Here is a 15,291-nt window from a genome sequence, read left to right as displayed (position 1 = left end):
AATATATTGATAATCATCGATGTATCCCAGCAAGTCAATCCGGCCAGATGCGCCCTCTAGATCGATAGGGGTCAACTAACATATGACTGTTTGCTTTTACCACCATCTTCTTTTTTATTTTATTCGCATTTTTAGTTTGTGAATTTCCATCCGGCGTATTGCTTGTATCCTTGGAAACTGCGACCTTTGTTTTTTTAGTCGCAGACACCTTGGTCTTACGCATGGAATCCACTAGTTTTTGTCTGGTTTTGTCATTAGTTGTCATTCTGCCAGTACCTCCTGGATCAGTTGCTCGAGTTCGTCAGCAGCATCTGCGCCACGTCGCCCCATATCAAATACACTCTTGCCTTCTAGCGCACTGCTTCGATAGATTGCGCGCCGTCGCAATGCCGTTTTGGCTATGGGTAACCCTATCTCCGATAAGGCATCGCGTGCCAATCGTGACAGGGTCGTTCGTGTTTCCAATTGATTAATGATCAACAAGGCCCGCAACGTAGTGTTCGTTTTCAGTGCCTGATTGACAGCATCTTCAATATGTACCGTGGCCCACAGATCCACGGGTGAAGGTTGCACCGGTATCAGTGCCAGATCACAGAAACTCAATACTGATTTCATCTGTGGCGCATGTACCGAAGGAGGGCAATCAAATAACACATACGTATACTCGCGTAACAAATCTCTCGCCTGCTGCTCGAGCTGTTCATCACCTTCATATATGGGTATTGCATTGTCGTTTTCGGCAAACGCTCGCCATTGTAAGGCCGAACCTTGAGGATCGGCATCAACCACAGCGATACTGGTTTGTCTTGCTAGCGCTGAGGCAAGATTAACCGATAAGGTGGTCTTGCCTGCGCCACCCTTGTTGCCTACTAGGGCAATAATGGGCATCGTTCACTAGCCTCAGTTTTCTTTTACGTTAAACAGCTTATCGAGTTCTTGTGCAAAACGATGATGATTATCACTTAGTTTTTCATTATCTCCATCAGCATAAATGGTGATATTGACATAATCTTTACCAAAGCCCATATCCGGAAATAAATTTTCACGCTCTGACAATCCGGCTGCACGTTCAAGAAAATCACGCAGCGTGCTGTAATCCTGGAATAGGTATCGCTGTTCAAGACGAGCAGGTTTATTACGTTCTTGCCATTGATCGCTCATTTTACACCTCCATTAACAAGTGACATTTTTGGTGGATGTTTATGTTTCAGTTGATTTTACTTCCTGAATCCATTGCGTTAAATCAGCTGCATGTGCTTTCTCTTCATTAAGAAGCGCTTCAAAAAACAGCCTGTTATCAGAATCAGCAACACTTACACAATGACGCGTTGCATCATCGTATAAACTTATAAGTTCATTCTCAAATGCATAGTCATATTGCAATAACTCTTGCAGGTTTCGTCCAAGTCGAACCGGACGCAATTGTGAAGCATTAGGTGCCACACCAAGAGCAAGCATTCGACTAATGATACGTTCAGCATGGCCCATTTCTTCACGAGATTCTGCGCGAAGTTTATCGGCAACATCGGTCAAACCCCAAGAAGCAACAAGCATTGACTGCGTACTGTAAAGCTGTACTGCAGAGAGCTCGAGGCTCAGGGCCCGACCGAGGTAGCCTAATACGCGTTCATCAGTGTTAATATGAAACATGGTTACGTAATCTTTTTAGTCAAAAACCAGTCATTATCTAGCTGATGCACCATTATCTGTTTCGCCAATCACACCTTCAACTTCATTGTGTGGACGTGCAATAATGTGCGCTGCAACCAGACCATCACCAACGCGTTCACATGCATCAGCGCCAGCACGTACTGCAGCGTTAACCGCACCCGTTTCGCCACGAACGAGCACTGTAACGTAGCCGCCGCCAACAAATTCACGTCCTACAAGACTTACTTCTGCCGCTTTAGTCATCGCATCAGCTGCTTCAATGGCAGGAACTAGTCCGCGCGTTTCAATCATGCCCAGGGCAATGCCATAGTTTTCGTTAGCCATGGTTTTATTCTCCTGTTAATTCAATTATCACTAATGCCTGTGCCTTTAGGCTGCATCAGCTGTATCAGCAGTGCTGCCAGTTGGTAGAACAGGTTCAACTTCTTTGTGTGGACGAGCAATAATGTGCGCCGCAACCAGGCCGTCACCAACACGTTCACATGCATCAGCGCCAGCGCGTACTGCAGCGTTAACCGCACCCGTTTCGCCACGAACCAATACTGTTACATAACCGCCACCAACAAATTCACGCCCTATCATGCGTACTTCTGCTGCTTTAGTCATCGCATCAGCTGCTTCAATGGCAGGAACTAATCCGCGCGTTTCAATCATACCTAGAGCAATGCCGTAATTATCATTGGCCATGATCTGTATCTCCTATAAGTTTAAAAGGGTAAATTACACTAACTAAAGCTTATTTACCTGTGGGTAAAACAGGTTCAACCTCTTTGTGTGGACGAGCTATAATGTGTGCCGCCACCAGGCCGTCACCAACACGTTCACAAGCATCTGCGCCAGCACGTACTGCAGCGTTAACCGCGCCCGTTTCGCCACGAACCAATACTGTTACATAGCCGCCGCCAACAAATTCACGCCCTATCATGCGTACTTCTGCCGCTTTAGTCATCGCATCAGCTGCTTCGATGGCAGGAACGAGTCCACGCGTTTCAATCATACCTAGAGCGATGCCGTAATTATCATTGGCCATGGCCTGTTTCTCCTATAAAGTTAATGAAACAATAAAACTAGCTTAAGCTTCTTTACCTGTGGGTAAAACAGCTTCAACTTCATTGTGTGGACGAGCAATAATGTGTGCCGCCACCAGGCCGTCCCCAACACGTTCACAAGCATCAGCGCCAGCACGTACTGCAGCGTTAACCGCACCCGTTTCGCCACGAACTAATACTGTTACATAGCCGCCGCCAACAAATTCACGCCCTATCATGCGTACTTCTGCCGCCTTAGTCATCGCATCAGCTGCTTCAATGGCAGGAACGAGTCCGCGCGTTTCAATCATACCTAAGGCAATACCATAGTTGTCATTAGCCATCTTAATACACTCCTGATTTTTAAAGTCGTAGACCTTATTGTTTCAAATTTAAATTAAGCCACATCTGCCAGGCATTAAAACCAGAACTGTTGTAGCTGTTATTTGGTTTGCTGATCGAAATCAGCATCCCAAAAATCTATAATGCCTGCGACAGTCAGGTCAGTTAAAATCCGAAAGTCACATGCCGCATATCTCGCCGCAGACCCACTTGCCGTGAACACCCAGTTACCTTCTCTGGCACCCACAGGGTCTACCGCTACCACTTGTTTACCTGCGCGGTCTCTCAACACACGCAAACTAATATCTCTTAATCCATCGACACGACGAGTACATACCAATGGTTTTTCAACCTGCATTATTTCCATCGTTATCGCCTATACCGAAGCATCCGGATCCCAGTGATCAATAATGCCGACAATAGTAAAATCACTCGGATAGTCTTTACTACCAGCGGCTTCACGTGCCGCTGAACTACCTACACAAATCACCCAATCACCCGGTATACAACCAACCGAATCAACAGCAACTGCAATTGAACTACCATCCTTAACCACTTGCAGGTGTTTATGTTCCATACCTGGTATGCGATTAGTTGAAACTAATGGTTTCATTACTTGACAGATTTTCATTAGTGACCACCTGCAACTTTTGTTTTAACTGAACAATCAAGTATCTCAATTTGTCCGGCACCATTAATGTCACGTACGACTTGTAATGTGTGCAACATACCTCGATCCGTAAGTTCGCTGTAACGGTTATGCAATGCATCTGCAACGCGCTGGCAATGCTCTTCGGCGCGTTCACGTGCACCAGGTACATTACCGTGATAGTCGTAACGAACAACTATAGGCACAGGCAGTCCTTGCGAAACATTTAAGCCGGTAAATATGCTAATACCGACATCTAGATCTGTAGCCGCTTCCTCAACCGTATTAAGGTAAGAAAAAAACGTCAGGTTACGTAACTGTATTTCTTCAAAACCAATGCCCGCACCAATAAACCGTTCAGCGTGGCCTATGTCGCTATAGCAACCACCGTAGTAACTACGCACGTATTCCACTTGTGACATATTGTTTTTCATTAGATATGACATAAAACGTGCCATACCCGACGTTAGTGCGTTACCACCTTTCTGTTGAATATGATCTGTTATCCACTGCTCTGCATCATTCATATTCATGCTGGCGGTCGCATCAAACACCTCTAAACTGTCAACATGGTTTTCTAAATCAATATTGCCATTCGCATCAGGCATATGAATGCGAATACTATCTGTATCTGTGTCCATGCCGATTAACAAGCAATCGATAGAAGCGCCGCAGCAATGTGTGTTTTGTACCGCTTGCTGGAAAGCCATTAAACGTTCTAAACCACCTTGTGCTGCTTTTGATGTATCAGAACCATGTGCTGCACAACCTTGATGATTTGGGTCAACAGAACTGTGGTGATAAACCACTGTCTTCAAATAACGTGTCGCGGAATCTGGGGTATTAGGTTTACCTTCACGAAAACGCAGCAATTCTGTCTTAACCCATTTTTCAAGACTGTCTTCAATATCAAACATTGCCCCAGCATAAGACCGGCGTCGCACTTCTTTGTATGGCATGCGCAATACATAGCGAATAACATGCGCCAAACGGCCATCTGCACAAGGTGAAACATCAACCATGTGAAAACCACATTCCTGGATAAATCTCTGGAAGCTGGCATCACTACCGTTCTGGCCAAGTGGATCATGTGTGAAAACCTCATCGCAAAAACGATGGTAAGTTTCAAACACACTCCATGCGAACAAACTGCGCATATCCAATTGGTCCACCCAGGCATTATTTAATAGCAAGTCAGGCAACTCAAAACCAAGTTGCGTGCGCGCTAATTGTTGCGCTTGTTGCTCAAAATTTGCTTCATGTTGCAATGCTGAAATTTGTTTCAACGTTGGAACAATGTTATCAAACGATTCTCTTACACTACTTTCATATGCATATAACTGCATATTTTCCGGTGCATTGGTTAGCCCATGCGAAATTTTCATGTATGCAGCATTCACTGACACACTTGCAGAGTGACTGGACTCTACTTTATGTGCAGTCTTCGTACTTCTGTCACCAGGGCGACCCAATGGGGTCAATCTCCGGTTCAAGCTGCGTGAAGCTTTTTGCTTGCTGCGACTATTCAACATAATGATCGTGTGTCGTGATTAATCTCGGACTACTCCTCGATTATCCGCGTGCACCTCCAGAATAAGTAATTAAAGATCCTTTATCCGTATTACCACTACCACCGGTAACCTTGCTATTAGGTACCGCAATTTCTTCATTGCGCTTTTGTGCAATTGCCGCCATTTCTTGCATGGCCGCCATTGAGTTGCTCGCCCGTATAGTCGGATTACGTTTTGTTGATGACATACCTTCAGTGCCAGTAACATTCTTACCTCGGCCCCAGTCATCACCGGTAATATTTAAACCCGTATCCTGGCCTTCACCTGATATACGCGTTTTTTCTCTGCCATCAACTTGAGCAATAGGCTCAGGTCGCATTTCAGCAGCATTAACATTTCCTTTACCAAAACGTGCATCTTCAGTACCCGTTACTTTGCCCGTTGCCATACCGAATGGACCAGTTATATGGCTTTGCGCATTTTGCTTTCCAGTAATACCGGTTGAACCCGTTGCAGCTGCGGCACCACCTGATGGCGTGCTTATGCTGAATTGTTGCCCTACCGAATCACCACCAATTGCTTGTGGAAAATCAGGGCTTGCTGTCGTTGCCGGTGTTGATGGACATGCATTAGCAAACTGATCAGCACCAACGTAAGGTGTACCCGATACTTGTTCACATGCACCTTTATCTGCACCTGTCATCACGCCACCAACACCAGGTTGAATCCCTGTTAATGGCATGGCGGGTGTACTTCTCAATTGTCTGTTGCGTGCACTCGCCATCGCTACGTCTTCAGCCCGGCAAAAATTTTCCGACTGCTCCGCACCACCGTATGGTGTGCCTGTTACCGCTTTACAGCTACCCGGCTCATTACCCGTCACTTGATTAGCACGACCTGTCATTGTGCCAGTTACCGATAAACCTTTACCTGTCATAGCAACACCTACCTTCCGGTCTGTTGGAGCGTCAGCCTTTGCATTGCAAAAACCGTTGTACTGTTCTTGCCCAACATAATCATCACCCGTCACGTTTCGACAGCTACCTGGTTCATTACCTGTCATACGTTCACGTCGACCAATCATGCTGCCAGTGACACTACCACCGCGTAAAGTTGTACTCGCACCCACTTTAGCTGGTACATTACCAATCTCTTCTGGTTTTGTGTATTGCGTTCCGGTTAAAGAGCGACTCATACCAGATTCATCACCGGTTACGTTTTCTGAACGCCCAACGTTATTACCGGTAACGGCTTCACCTTTCATTGTTTCAGCCATAGAAAATTTACGAGGTGATTTTTTCGCAAACTCACCACAGTAACCTTGTGACTGTTCTGCACTAGTGTATTCATCACCGGTAACATTCTTACAGGTACCCGCTTCATTGCCGGTTACGTTCCTTCCGCGACCTACACGGTCACCACTAACAGCGTTACCATGAGAGGTTGTTGTTACGTTAACTTTGCGTGCAGTCGATGGTGTTACATCGCTTTGACAAAATTCACGAAAAACATCGGCACCCATGTATTCTGTACCCGTAATACTACGGCAGGTACTCGGTTCATCACCTGTTACGCGCTGACTGCGACCAACCATCGTTCCCGTTAATGTTTGACCCTGTGCAGTTTCGCTCATACCAACTTTCCATGGAGCATCTTCTGCTGCAGCATTTTGTGTTTTAGCGTTGGGGCGAACGCGTCCACAGGGCTGCGACTTTTTCTCGCCAGATTTACCCTGACGACTGCGTTGTTCACGCAATATTTTTGCCAGATCTCGACTACTCAAATTCGGGTTTGCCGCACGTGTTGACTGTGCTGCAGAAGTCCCAGAAGTGATTCCAGCTTTGCCACGCGATGACATCGCTTCACGACGTGCCAATGATGCCGCACGTGCTGTACCACGTGTGATGTTTTTACGAATACTCGCCTTCGCACGCATCTGTGGCGTCACTGCATTTGATGCTGCACTTGATTGCGAATCACACATTGCTTTTGAGCCATTACAACCACAGCCACATCCGGTTTTATTCTCAGCTACCTGAGACTGAGCGGCACCAACCTGATCAAGAACATCAGCGGCAGATTTATTTTCTTTAGCCGCTATGTCACGAATTCTATCCGGACTCTTAATACCGGTTTTGCCATTTGTCGACATCAACCTACGGCGCTCCCTTGAAGCCGCTCGCGCAGTCGAACCTGTGCTAACCGGACTAGGAGATGGTGCGGAAATCGAACGTTCCCTATTCGATCCTGCTGTTGCACCTTCTGCCGTACGGGTGATTGCCGCTTTGCCTGTTGTTGACATAGCACGACGTCGAGCCAATGAAGCTTCACGTGCAGTATTTGTCGTTGCTGTTTGTGCCATTGTTAACCCCATTGCATCGTCATTTATGTTTACAGATATTTGCCTTTCTTTGTTATGCGCGGCCTTCACGCACAACAAAGGCACTACCCTGACTCTGGGTGTAACTGTCATAACCGATTAAACGGATATGGTGATCAGGATAAGTACGGCCACAAGTGTCCAGTTCATCCAATACACGACCAATATCGGTTTCACCAAATAAAGGAAGTTTCCACATCGTCCAGTAATGATCGGATGCCTGACTTGGATGCTCATGCTCAATTGCGGGCGTCCAGCCATTAGCTATGATGTATGCTACCTGCATCTGAATTTCTTCCGGTGTCAACTTAGGTAGGAAACCAAAAGTTTCCAGCGTTGGTGTGGTTTGATAATCAGCTTCGTTGTAATTTATTGCCATGGTTATAGTTCCTCGTAATCTTAAATCTCGTTAACTAGTGGTGTAGTGAATCACGTAGTGCTATTAACCTACGTCCAATTTATCCACTGTTTCAAACTCAAACTTGATCTCTTTCCAGGTTTCCATCGCCATTGCAAGTTCAGGACTGGTACGAGCTGCATTAGTCATAATGTCTTTAGACTCTGCTTCAAGATTTCTCCCTTCATTACGGGCTTTAACACATGCTTCAAGTGCAACACGGTTTGCTGCAGCACCTGCTGCGTTACCCCATGGATGTCCCTGTGTACCACCACCAAACTGCAGCACAGAATCATCTCCGAAGATAGTTACCAAAGCAGGCATATGCCATACATGGATACCACCAGAAGCAACTGCGAATACACCTGGCAATGAGCCCCAGTCCTGGTCGAAGAAAACACCACGTGAACGATCTTCAGGAACAAATGACTCACGTAATTGATCAACGAAACCTAATGTAGAGTTTCGATCACCTTCTAACTTACCAACAACAGTACCTGTGTGCAGGTGATCACCACCTGACAGACGTAAACACTTAGCTAATACGCGGAAGTGAATACCGTGCTTAGGATGACGATCGATTACTGCATGCATCGCACGGTGAATGTGTAATAGCATGCCGTTTTTACGACACCAGTTAGCCAGACCTGTGTTAGCAGTGAAACCACCCGTCAAGAAGTCATGCATGATGATTGGGCAACCAACTTCTTTGGCGAATTCAGCGCGTTCATACATATCTTCCGGCGTTGCTGCAGTAACATTAAGGTAGTGACCTTTACGCTCACCTGTTTCGCGTTGGGCTTTATCAATCGCTTCTGCAACGAACTCGAAACGGTCACGCCAGCGCATGAATGGCTGAGAGTTAACATTTTCATCATCTTTAGTCAGGTCAAGACCGCCGCGCAAACATTCATATACTGCACGACCGTAGTTTTTAGCTGACAGACCTAATTTAGGCTTGATTGTCGCACCCAACATTGGGCGACCGTATTTGTTCAAGCGATCACGTTCGACCTGAATACCTGCTGGCGGGCCACCGCAAGTTTTTATATAGGCAATTGGAAAGCGAATATCTTCAAGACGCAGATGTTTAAGTGCTTTAAATCCAAAGACGTTGCCAACCAAAGAAGTCAATACATTCACGATTGAACCTTCTTCAAACAAATCAAGTGGGTAGGCAACAAATGCGTAGAAAGACTCTGAGTCTCCCGGCACATCTTCAATGCGATAAGCGCGACCTTTGTAAAATTCCAGATCAGTTAATAGTTCTGACCATACCGTACTCCATGTGCCGGTCGAACTTTCTGCGGCTACCGCGGCGGCAACTTCTTCATTTGGCACACCCGGCTGCCCTGTGACCTTGAAACAAGCCAAAAGATCTGTATCGAGTGGAACATAATCCGGCGTCCAGTATTTTTCGCGGTATTCTTTTACTCCCGCTTCATAGGCTTTTGATGACATATTCAACTCCTGTTTAGTTGGCTGTTTGTTGATTCAGTGCTTACTTATGAAAGATGTGTAAATCATAGTCGTAAGTCTATAAGTAGTTCCAATCGATATTTTATTGATAACCCATAGTTTCTAATCTATGTATGCTGCGGTTAATTCAATCAATGCAATTAAGGGTTAAATAGTGGCATTAAATAAAAAGAATAAAAAATAACTATCATGCCAGGCATGCAATTCGACTACTTGCGCAATGATTTTAAATTGAATTCTTGTCCATCACATAGGCCTTCGAACTAAGTGTAAAAACATTGGTGAAATTATTTATATGCCTATTCAGAGTTAATCATGCATTAATCAGCATCCAAGTTAATGTAATAGACTCCACCTGACTAATTGAAATATCAATCTTGTTTGATAGATAGTTATCTATATTTTGATGATAATTATTTGATTAGTCTTACTGAAGCAATATCGTTACCTTGTGAATCTTGATTTGTTAACAAGCATGTGAGTCATTTTTTATTTGCTTGTTATAACCATAAATTTACACGTTCTTACAAGAGGGTGGTCTTATGCATACGCAAGTCGGTATTATTATGGGCTCGAGGCTCCAATGGACAACCATGCAACATACGGCGAAATTACTTGCTCACTTGGGTATTGCCTATGAAGCTCGAATCATCACAGCAAATAAAAATATTAATCGATTGCATGAATATGCCGGCAATGCCATAGATCGCGGTCTAGAAATTATCATCGCCGGCTCTGCTGGTGCTGCATATTTACCTGGAATTCTTGCCTCTAAAACAGAGATACCCGTACTTGGTGTCCCCATGACAACCAATTCTGCTAAACATAAAAAATCTTATGATTTTGACCCACGTAACTACATAGATAACCAGGTTTCGATGCTTACCACCGGACCAGGAGGTGCTGTCAATGCAGCATTGTTTGCAGCAAGTATGCTTGCTAATAAATATCCACGCATTCGTGAAAATCTAATGAAGTATCGTAGTCAGAATGAGTGCGGAGATACTGCACAAGAAAATTCGAGATACACTGCTTAATCGTTAATTCACTATTGCAATATTTTCAAGTAGCTAACGTGTTGCGTAGTTGGCGAGTCTTCTCCAGCATACGATAAGTTGAACGGTTATTATTATAACGAGTGACCTCATACAAACTAACCCATAGCACCTGATGCGATTCATCATTACCAGGCACGGGTACGCTATCATCAATTTCCACTAAGAACCTGATATCAATATGATAATGTTGTGGTTCATGTCCCATAGCTGGAATACTATGTATATCAACATCAAATACATTTAAATCTAATAATTTAACTTGTGATATATCAATACCCGTTTCTTCTGATGTTTCACGTAGTGCGACACGTACAATGTCTGCATCACCATCTGCATGACCACCAGGCTGAAACCATTGATCATGTTTCTTATGATGCATCATTAAAATTTTATTACAATCTGGACTGATTACCCATGCTGAACCAGTAACATGTATAGGCCATAGTTCACGATAGAAACAATCTTCATGCTCCTCGATATACCCTATTGCACGCTGTACATATCCTGCTTCGTCCATAAAACGTGTATGGTGCTCTTTTAATAAATTTAAAAGTTCCTGTCGATGCATTAACTATGTCCTTGATGGATTTTGTAACGCTCTGATTGCCGCGACAGCAGCTTCTTCAACATCCGCTTCTTTCCCTGATATTGTTAAGCGACCGTAGGCACCCACTGCACGCACATCAACTAATGTAATATTTGCTGCTTTCTCTGCCTGATTAGCAGCATAGACAATATAACCGGCTGGCTGAGCCTCAAGAATAAACATGCTCTCACCAGGCAATATCATTGAACCGCCCCGATGTTGGCGGTTAATCAAAACAGCGTGATCTGATGTCATCCCATGAATAATATCGTGCCATTGAATATCACAATGCTCTCTATCGTTTACATCAGCATCTATACTCGATAACAATATTCTGCCTGACTCAATCACATCACTCTGATCTCTATGATGTATTACCATTGAACCAAATGCGCGCTCGACAATTTGTTGAGTCAGTTTTACCTGGGATGCTTTTAACGCAATATCTGTAACACGGTGAATGGCCATACCTGGTGAAACCTCAACCCACAGACAAGCATCCCCGGGTACGGGAGGAAAGCCCTGAGACACAGAAGCCATATATTCTGCTAACTGTGGCTGTAATGCGTCGATATAAACATAGGTTTTAAGTTTAACCATGAAATTACTTCACTATTTTCTTCAATTGCATCAATAGATATCTATGATTTACAGGAAAAGAGCTTATGAAACACTATGGTTATATACAAATAAATAATGATTAGATGATCGATAGCCTATCGTCTATCAATAGGTGGGGGGCTGGCAAAATCGGCAGTTACATGCCCTTTTAAGCGGCATGCTTTGTTTTAGTATAATGTTCGGTAAGTGCCTGGTGTTGACTCGTCACCATAAACACTACATTTGAGTGACTGGATGTATAATCAGAAATACCCGCTATGAGTTCTGTTTCAAGCTGGATATAGCTCCAGGGTATTGTCTGCCTTATCAGTTCCTTATTCATGATTCTATTGAATTCGTCTTTGCCCATACTGCTGAGAATATCGATTCTTGCATTAAAATACCTAGCCGCACCAATTGAATACCTGATTAACTCATCCTCAATATCTTTATCGAATGCGAGAAGTATCCTGTTAGAAAACGATATATTTTTCAGTGGCTAGGATTGTTTATCTTTAACAGTCGAGCTTATTAAATCATCCGATAATATCTGATGTTTTCCTGATAAAGACAACATTTCACCGCTATGTTCATGGGCAAATGCAGTAAATACTTGTTGTAACGTCTTACGCAATAAACCGGCTTCCTTCTTCATTTTAATACCTCAAAATCAATCTCTACCCAATTTAACAACTGGCGATTCTACAAGCGTTATGACTTTTATTGAAATTGATATCTTCAATACTTCTCATTGATAAACATCAATATCCGGTGAGGGAAAATGCATAAAGTCGCAAAAAGACTAAATGATGTTGAGATTAATCTCGTTTTCAGTAGTGTCGAACATCAGGTACCAGAAGCCATGCATAAAAGTGGACTGGTTAGCCCACCTGGGAAATAAACTTTCTTTTCCGACCATGAAGAATTAAGGGATTCGCGGGCTATGACAGTTATCAGTCCTCCGGTTATTAGCACCTGGAGCGATCCACGTCCTAATACAACCCCCTTCATCCGCCAGAGGCGGGATGGGTTAATTTCTATCCCGATCACAAACAACAGCAGCACAACGCCCAACTCAGCAAGGTGCGCAATCTCATCGTAATTCTCGATATAAGCCAGACCTGAAGGGCCTAATACTATCCTCGCGACCCGCGCATGCGTGTTGCCAGCTCAGCGAATATGCGCGCCGTCAGCAGGATGATTAGCAGGGTAAGGAAAAAATCATGGGCTTCCATTATTACTCTGGTATTTACTGCTTAGCCGCTACCGATTTACTCGCCAGGTAAAGCCAGATGAAACCTGCCACGCCCGCCAGCAGTGAAGCTGCAAGAATACCTGTCTTGGCCATCAACAGTAGATCTTCGTTCCCTTCGAAGCCAAGCTGTGCAACAAAGATGGACATGGTGAATCCGATCCCCGCCAGCAAGGACACCCCTGCAATCTGGGTAAACCGGGTCTCTTTGGGTAATTCCGCTATGCCCAGTTTCAGCATCAACCAGCAGACGCCGGTGATACCAATAAACTTACCCAGCACCAGCCCCAGCGTGACACCTAACATTACCGGGTGGGTAAAACTTTGACCTAGAGAAGAAAAATCCATCGGGATAGCGGCATTAACAAGCGCAAAAACCGGAATCACCAGGTAAGCCACGGGTATATGCCAGACGTGTTCGAGCCGTTGCAGCGGGGCTTCAACACTGTGCACACCATTCTCCAGAGTCTGTACCACTGCTCGTAACTTTTCATTGTTCATAATGCTCTTGCCAGGCTGATGGCCGGCATCGAAACGCTGCATAAGATCCCTGACATGCTCACTGAAACGTTCCGGGTTGTATTTGGGAATGGCAGGTACCGATAATGCACCGAGAATACCTGCCATAGTGGCGTGCACGCCGGACAGCAGTAAGGCATACCAGAGAAACACGGCAACAATAAAATATGGCATGGTTTTGCGAATGCCGAACATATTAAACGCCAGCAGCAATGCAAACAGTCCACCGGCTGCGGCGAGTGGAACGAGTGCAATGGTATCCGTATAAAATACTGCAATCACCATCACCGCGCCGAGATCATCGACAATGGCCAGCGCCACGAGAAAAGTGATCAGGGCCTTGGGTACCCGACTCGCCAGTAGTGCCAGTGCGCCGATGGCGAAGGCAATATCGGTAGCCATGGGGATACCCCAGCCGCGCGCCGCATCACCGTCCGGATTGAAAATGAAATAGATCAATGCCGGTACTACCATGCCGCCAATAGCCGCGCCGATCGGCAGTGCGGCATTACGCAGTTTTGCTAATTCACCTACCAGCATTTCGCGCTTGAGCTCCAAACCGACCACAAAGAAAAACAATGCCATCAAGCCATCATTAATCCAGTGGTGCAGACTCATTTCCAGCTTCCAGTTACCGATGTTGAGGCTAATGAGGGTATGTACTAAATGTGCGTAGGCAGATGCCAGCGGGCCATTAGCCAACAGCAGGGCAATAACCGCACAGCCCATCAGCAGTAAGCCACTGGTGGTCTGGCGATGGATAAACTCTTCAAAGGGGCTGAGTATTTTGTCGAATGACTTTTCCCACGGGGCATGGAAAATCCCTTTCTCTGTTGAGTCTGCTGGTTTGTTGTCTTGTTCGATCATGATTTTTTCCTGCTTGTTTTTTGTTTACGTCCTGCCGAGACATTTGTAAATAACCATTCACGCGCCGCTTCCGTGATCGCGGATACTGCCGGGTGAGAGATCTTACGCTCCACGGAAATGGCGTAAAATTGTTCGCGCACCTCATCCGTCTGACCAATAGACACCACTCCGTATTGTTTTTCAACTTCCTTTGCAATGGGTGTTGGGGCGATGAACACGCCGGTTCCGGCCTGACCAAAGGCCTTCATCAAAGCACTGTCATCAAACTCGCCAACGATGCGCGGATGCAGATGAAGTTCGTTAAACCACTGTATGAGTCGGCTCCTTACCACGGTCATTTCACCCGGTAGCAGCAATGGTGCGCCGCTTAGACTTTGCGGAAAGTCTTTGCCGAGCTTACGAGCCAGTTTGGGCGCGGCAAAAAAGCTGATGCCACAATCACCAAGGGGGTGATTAAAACCACGCACGTTCAGGCCAGCTGGAATAGGCCCGTCGGCGATGACCAAATCAACCTGGTGTACGGCCAGTTCGGCCAGTAAAGAATCGATGGCACCTTCCCGACAGACAATGCGAACAGGCTCCGGCAATTGTAGCGCCGGGGCCAGCAAGCGGTAGGCAATGGACTTCGGCACCACATCGGCAACGCCGACCTTGAATACCATCGGCCTGCCCCCTGGAAGATTGCGCACCATTTCTTCGAGCTCACCGCCGAGTGAAAAAATTTCGTCAGCATAGCTCAACACCAGCCGGCCGGTTTCTGTCATCTCAAGATTTCGCCCGACGCGGTTAAACAGTGCCTCGCCGAGGTTTTCTTCCAGCAGACTGAGTTGCCCGCTGATGGTCTGAGGCGTCAGATGCAGGCGTTCGCTGGCGCGCGCAATGCCACCTTCCTTTGCCACCACCCAGAAATAATGAAGATGTTTATAGTTAATCATCACCCTGTAATCACTTC

Annotated in this window: 21 protein-coding genes; 1 reads left to right on the top strand and 20 read right to left on the bottom strand. The window is 45.5% G+C overall.

Annotation, left to right across the window (positions count from 1 at the left end; all coding sequences use genetic code 11):
* Nucleotides 1–34: 34 nt before the first annotated feature.
* From EL386_RS02665 to EL386_RS02600, 14 genes are all read right to left on the bottom strand, one after another.
* The gene (locus tag EL386_RS02665; protein ID WP_126453038.1) at nucleotides 35–265 is read right to left on the bottom strand and encodes a hypothetical protein; all 231 of its coding nucleotides are present in this window, start codon (nucleotides 263–265) and stop codon (nucleotides 35–37) included.
* Entirely contained in the window at nucleotides 262–888 is a 627-nt protein-coding gene (gene parA, locus EL386_RS02660; RefSeq protein WP_126453035.1) for a ParA family partition ATPase, read from the bottom strand. The genes EL386_RS02665 and parA overlap by 4 nt, the downstream gene beginning before the upstream one ends.
* 12 nt (nucleotides 889–900) lie before the next feature.
* Nucleotides 901–1,161 carry a 4a-hydroxytetrahydrobiopterin dehydratase gene (locus EL386_RS02655; RefSeq protein ID WP_126453032.1) on the bottom strand — a complete coding sequence of 87 codons (261 nt, stop codon included), beginning with the start codon at nucleotides 1,159–1,161 and terminating at the stop codon, nucleotides 901–903.
* A 39-nt stretch (nucleotides 1,162–1,200) separates the two neighbouring features.
* Nucleotides 1,201–1,650 (bottom strand): ferritin-like domain-containing protein, encoded by a 450-nt coding sequence (locus EL386_RS02650; protein ID WP_126453030.1) that lies wholly within the window; start codon nucleotides 1,648–1,650, stop codon nucleotides 1,201–1,203.
* Nucleotides 1,651–1,683: 33 nt separating this feature from the next.
* A complete protein-coding gene (locus EL386_RS02645; RefSeq protein WP_126453027.1) occupies nucleotides 1,684–1,995 on the bottom strand; it encodes an alpha-carboxysome major shell protein CsoS1 in 312 nt (103 codons plus the stop codon).
* Nucleotides 1,996–2,040: 45 nt separating this feature from the next.
* Nucleotides 2,041–2,358, bottom strand: a complete 318-nt coding sequence (locus tag EL386_RS02640) for an alpha-carboxysome major shell protein CsoS1 (protein ID WP_126453024.1) — start codon at nucleotides 2,356–2,358, stop codon at nucleotides 2,041–2,043.
* Nucleotides 2,359–2,407: 49 nt separating this feature from the next.
* Nucleotides 2,408–2,701 (bottom strand): alpha-carboxysome major shell protein CsoS1, encoded by a 294-nt coding sequence (locus EL386_RS02635; protein ID WP_126453022.1) that lies wholly within the window; start codon nucleotides 2,699–2,701, stop codon nucleotides 2,408–2,410.
* Nucleotides 2,702–2,743: 42 nt separating this feature from the next.
* Nucleotides 2,744–3,043, bottom strand: a complete 300-nt coding sequence (locus tag EL386_RS02630) for an alpha-carboxysome major shell protein CsoS1 (RefSeq protein WP_126453019.1) — start codon at nucleotides 3,041–3,043, stop codon at nucleotides 2,744–2,746.
* 98 nt (nucleotides 3,044–3,141) lie between these two features.
* Nucleotides 3,142–3,408 carry a carboxysome peptide B gene (locus tag EL386_RS02625; protein ID WP_126453016.1) on the bottom strand — a complete coding sequence of 89 codons (267 nt, stop codon included), beginning with the start codon at nucleotides 3,406–3,408 and terminating at the stop codon, nucleotides 3,142–3,144.
* Between the two features lie 9 nt (nucleotides 3,409–3,417).
* The gene (locus tag EL386_RS02620; RefSeq protein WP_126453013.1) at nucleotides 3,418–3,672 is read right to left on the bottom strand and encodes an alpha-carboxysome shell vertex protein CsoS4; all 255 of its coding nucleotides are present in this window, start codon (nucleotides 3,670–3,672) and stop codon (nucleotides 3,418–3,420) included.
* Complete coding sequence (locus EL386_RS02615; protein WP_232020232.1) at nucleotides 3,672–5,075, bottom strand: carboxysome shell carbonic anhydrase; 1,404 nt, start codon at nucleotides 5,073–5,075, stop codon at nucleotides 3,672–3,674. Before EL386_RS02615 ends, EL386_RS02620 begins: the two co-directional genes overlap by 1 nt.
* 187 nt (nucleotides 5,076–5,262) lie before the next feature.
* A complete protein-coding gene (locus EL386_RS02610) occupies nucleotides 5,263–7,632 on the bottom strand; it encodes a CsoS2 family carboxysome shell protein (protein ID WP_232020231.1) in 2,370 nt (789 codons plus the stop codon).
* Nucleotides 7,616–7,960 (bottom strand): ribulose bisphosphate carboxylase small subunit, encoded by a 345-nt coding sequence (locus EL386_RS02605; protein ID WP_126453006.1) that lies wholly within the window; start codon nucleotides 7,958–7,960, stop codon nucleotides 7,616–7,618. Before EL386_RS02605 ends, EL386_RS02610 begins: the two co-directional genes overlap by 17 nt.
* Before the next feature lie 63 nt (nucleotides 7,961–8,023).
* Entirely contained in the window at nucleotides 8,024–9,439 is a 1,416-nt protein-coding gene (locus EL386_RS02600) for a form I ribulose bisphosphate carboxylase large subunit (RefSeq protein WP_126453003.1), read from the bottom strand.
* A gap of 560 nt (nucleotides 9,440–9,999) precedes the next feature.
* On the opposite strand from EL386_RS02600, the gene EL386_RS02595 reads away from it, so the two are divergent.
* Nucleotides 10,000–10,494 (top strand): 5-(carboxyamino)imidazole ribonucleotide mutase, encoded by a 495-nt coding sequence (locus tag EL386_RS02595; RefSeq protein ID WP_126453000.1) that lies wholly within the window; start codon nucleotides 10,000–10,002, stop codon nucleotides 10,492–10,494.
* A gap of 25 nt (nucleotides 10,495–10,519) precedes the next feature.
* Here the strand turns inward: EL386_RS02595 and EL386_RS02590 are convergent, their stop codons facing one another.
* The 6 genes from EL386_RS02590 to nhaR form a co-directional block, all read right to left on the bottom strand.
* Complete coding sequence (locus EL386_RS02590; RefSeq protein ID WP_126452997.1) at nucleotides 10,520–11,083, bottom strand: NUDIX hydrolase; 564 nt, start codon at nucleotides 11,081–11,083, stop codon at nucleotides 10,520–10,522.
* Between the two features lie 3 nt (nucleotides 11,084–11,086).
* Nucleotides 11,087–11,701: a BMC domain-containing protein gene (locus EL386_RS02585; RefSeq protein WP_126452995.1), complete on the bottom strand. Its 615-nt coding sequence runs from the start codon at nucleotides 11,699–11,701 to the stop codon at nucleotides 11,087–11,089.
* Between the two features lie 499 nt (nucleotides 11,702–12,200).
* Complete coding sequence (locus EL386_RS15565; protein ID WP_172597586.1) at nucleotides 12,201–12,356, bottom strand: hypothetical protein; 156 nt, start codon at nucleotides 12,354–12,356, stop codon at nucleotides 12,201–12,203.
* A gap of 191 nt (nucleotides 12,357–12,547) precedes the next feature.
* Nucleotides 12,548–12,841, bottom strand: coding sequence for a cation:proton antiporter domain-containing protein (locus EL386_RS15915; RefSeq protein WP_126457199.1), 294 nt, complete (start codon nucleotides 12,839–12,841; stop codon nucleotides 12,548–12,550).
* A 109-nt stretch (nucleotides 12,842–12,950) separates the two neighbouring features.
* Complete coding sequence (nhaA, locus tag EL386_RS02575; protein ID WP_126452992.1) at nucleotides 12,951–14,339, bottom strand: Na+/H+ antiporter NhaA; 1,389 nt, start codon at nucleotides 14,337–14,339, stop codon at nucleotides 12,951–12,953.
* Entirely contained in the window at nucleotides 14,336–15,274 is a 939-nt protein-coding gene (gene nhaR, locus EL386_RS02570; protein ID WP_126452990.1) for a transcriptional activator NhaR, read from the bottom strand. The genes nhaA and nhaR overlap by 4 nt, the downstream gene beginning before the upstream one ends.
* Between the last annotated feature and the right edge of the window lie 17 nt (nucleotides 15,275–15,291).

Source organism: Sulfuriflexus mobilis (assembly GCF_003967195.1).
Taxonomy (GTDB): Bacteria; Pseudomonadota; Gammaproteobacteria; order AKS1; family AKS1; genus Sulfuriflexus; species Sulfuriflexus mobilis.
Note: the sequence above shows the minus strand (reverse complement) of the source record. Positions and strands in the feature narration are given on the sequence as shown.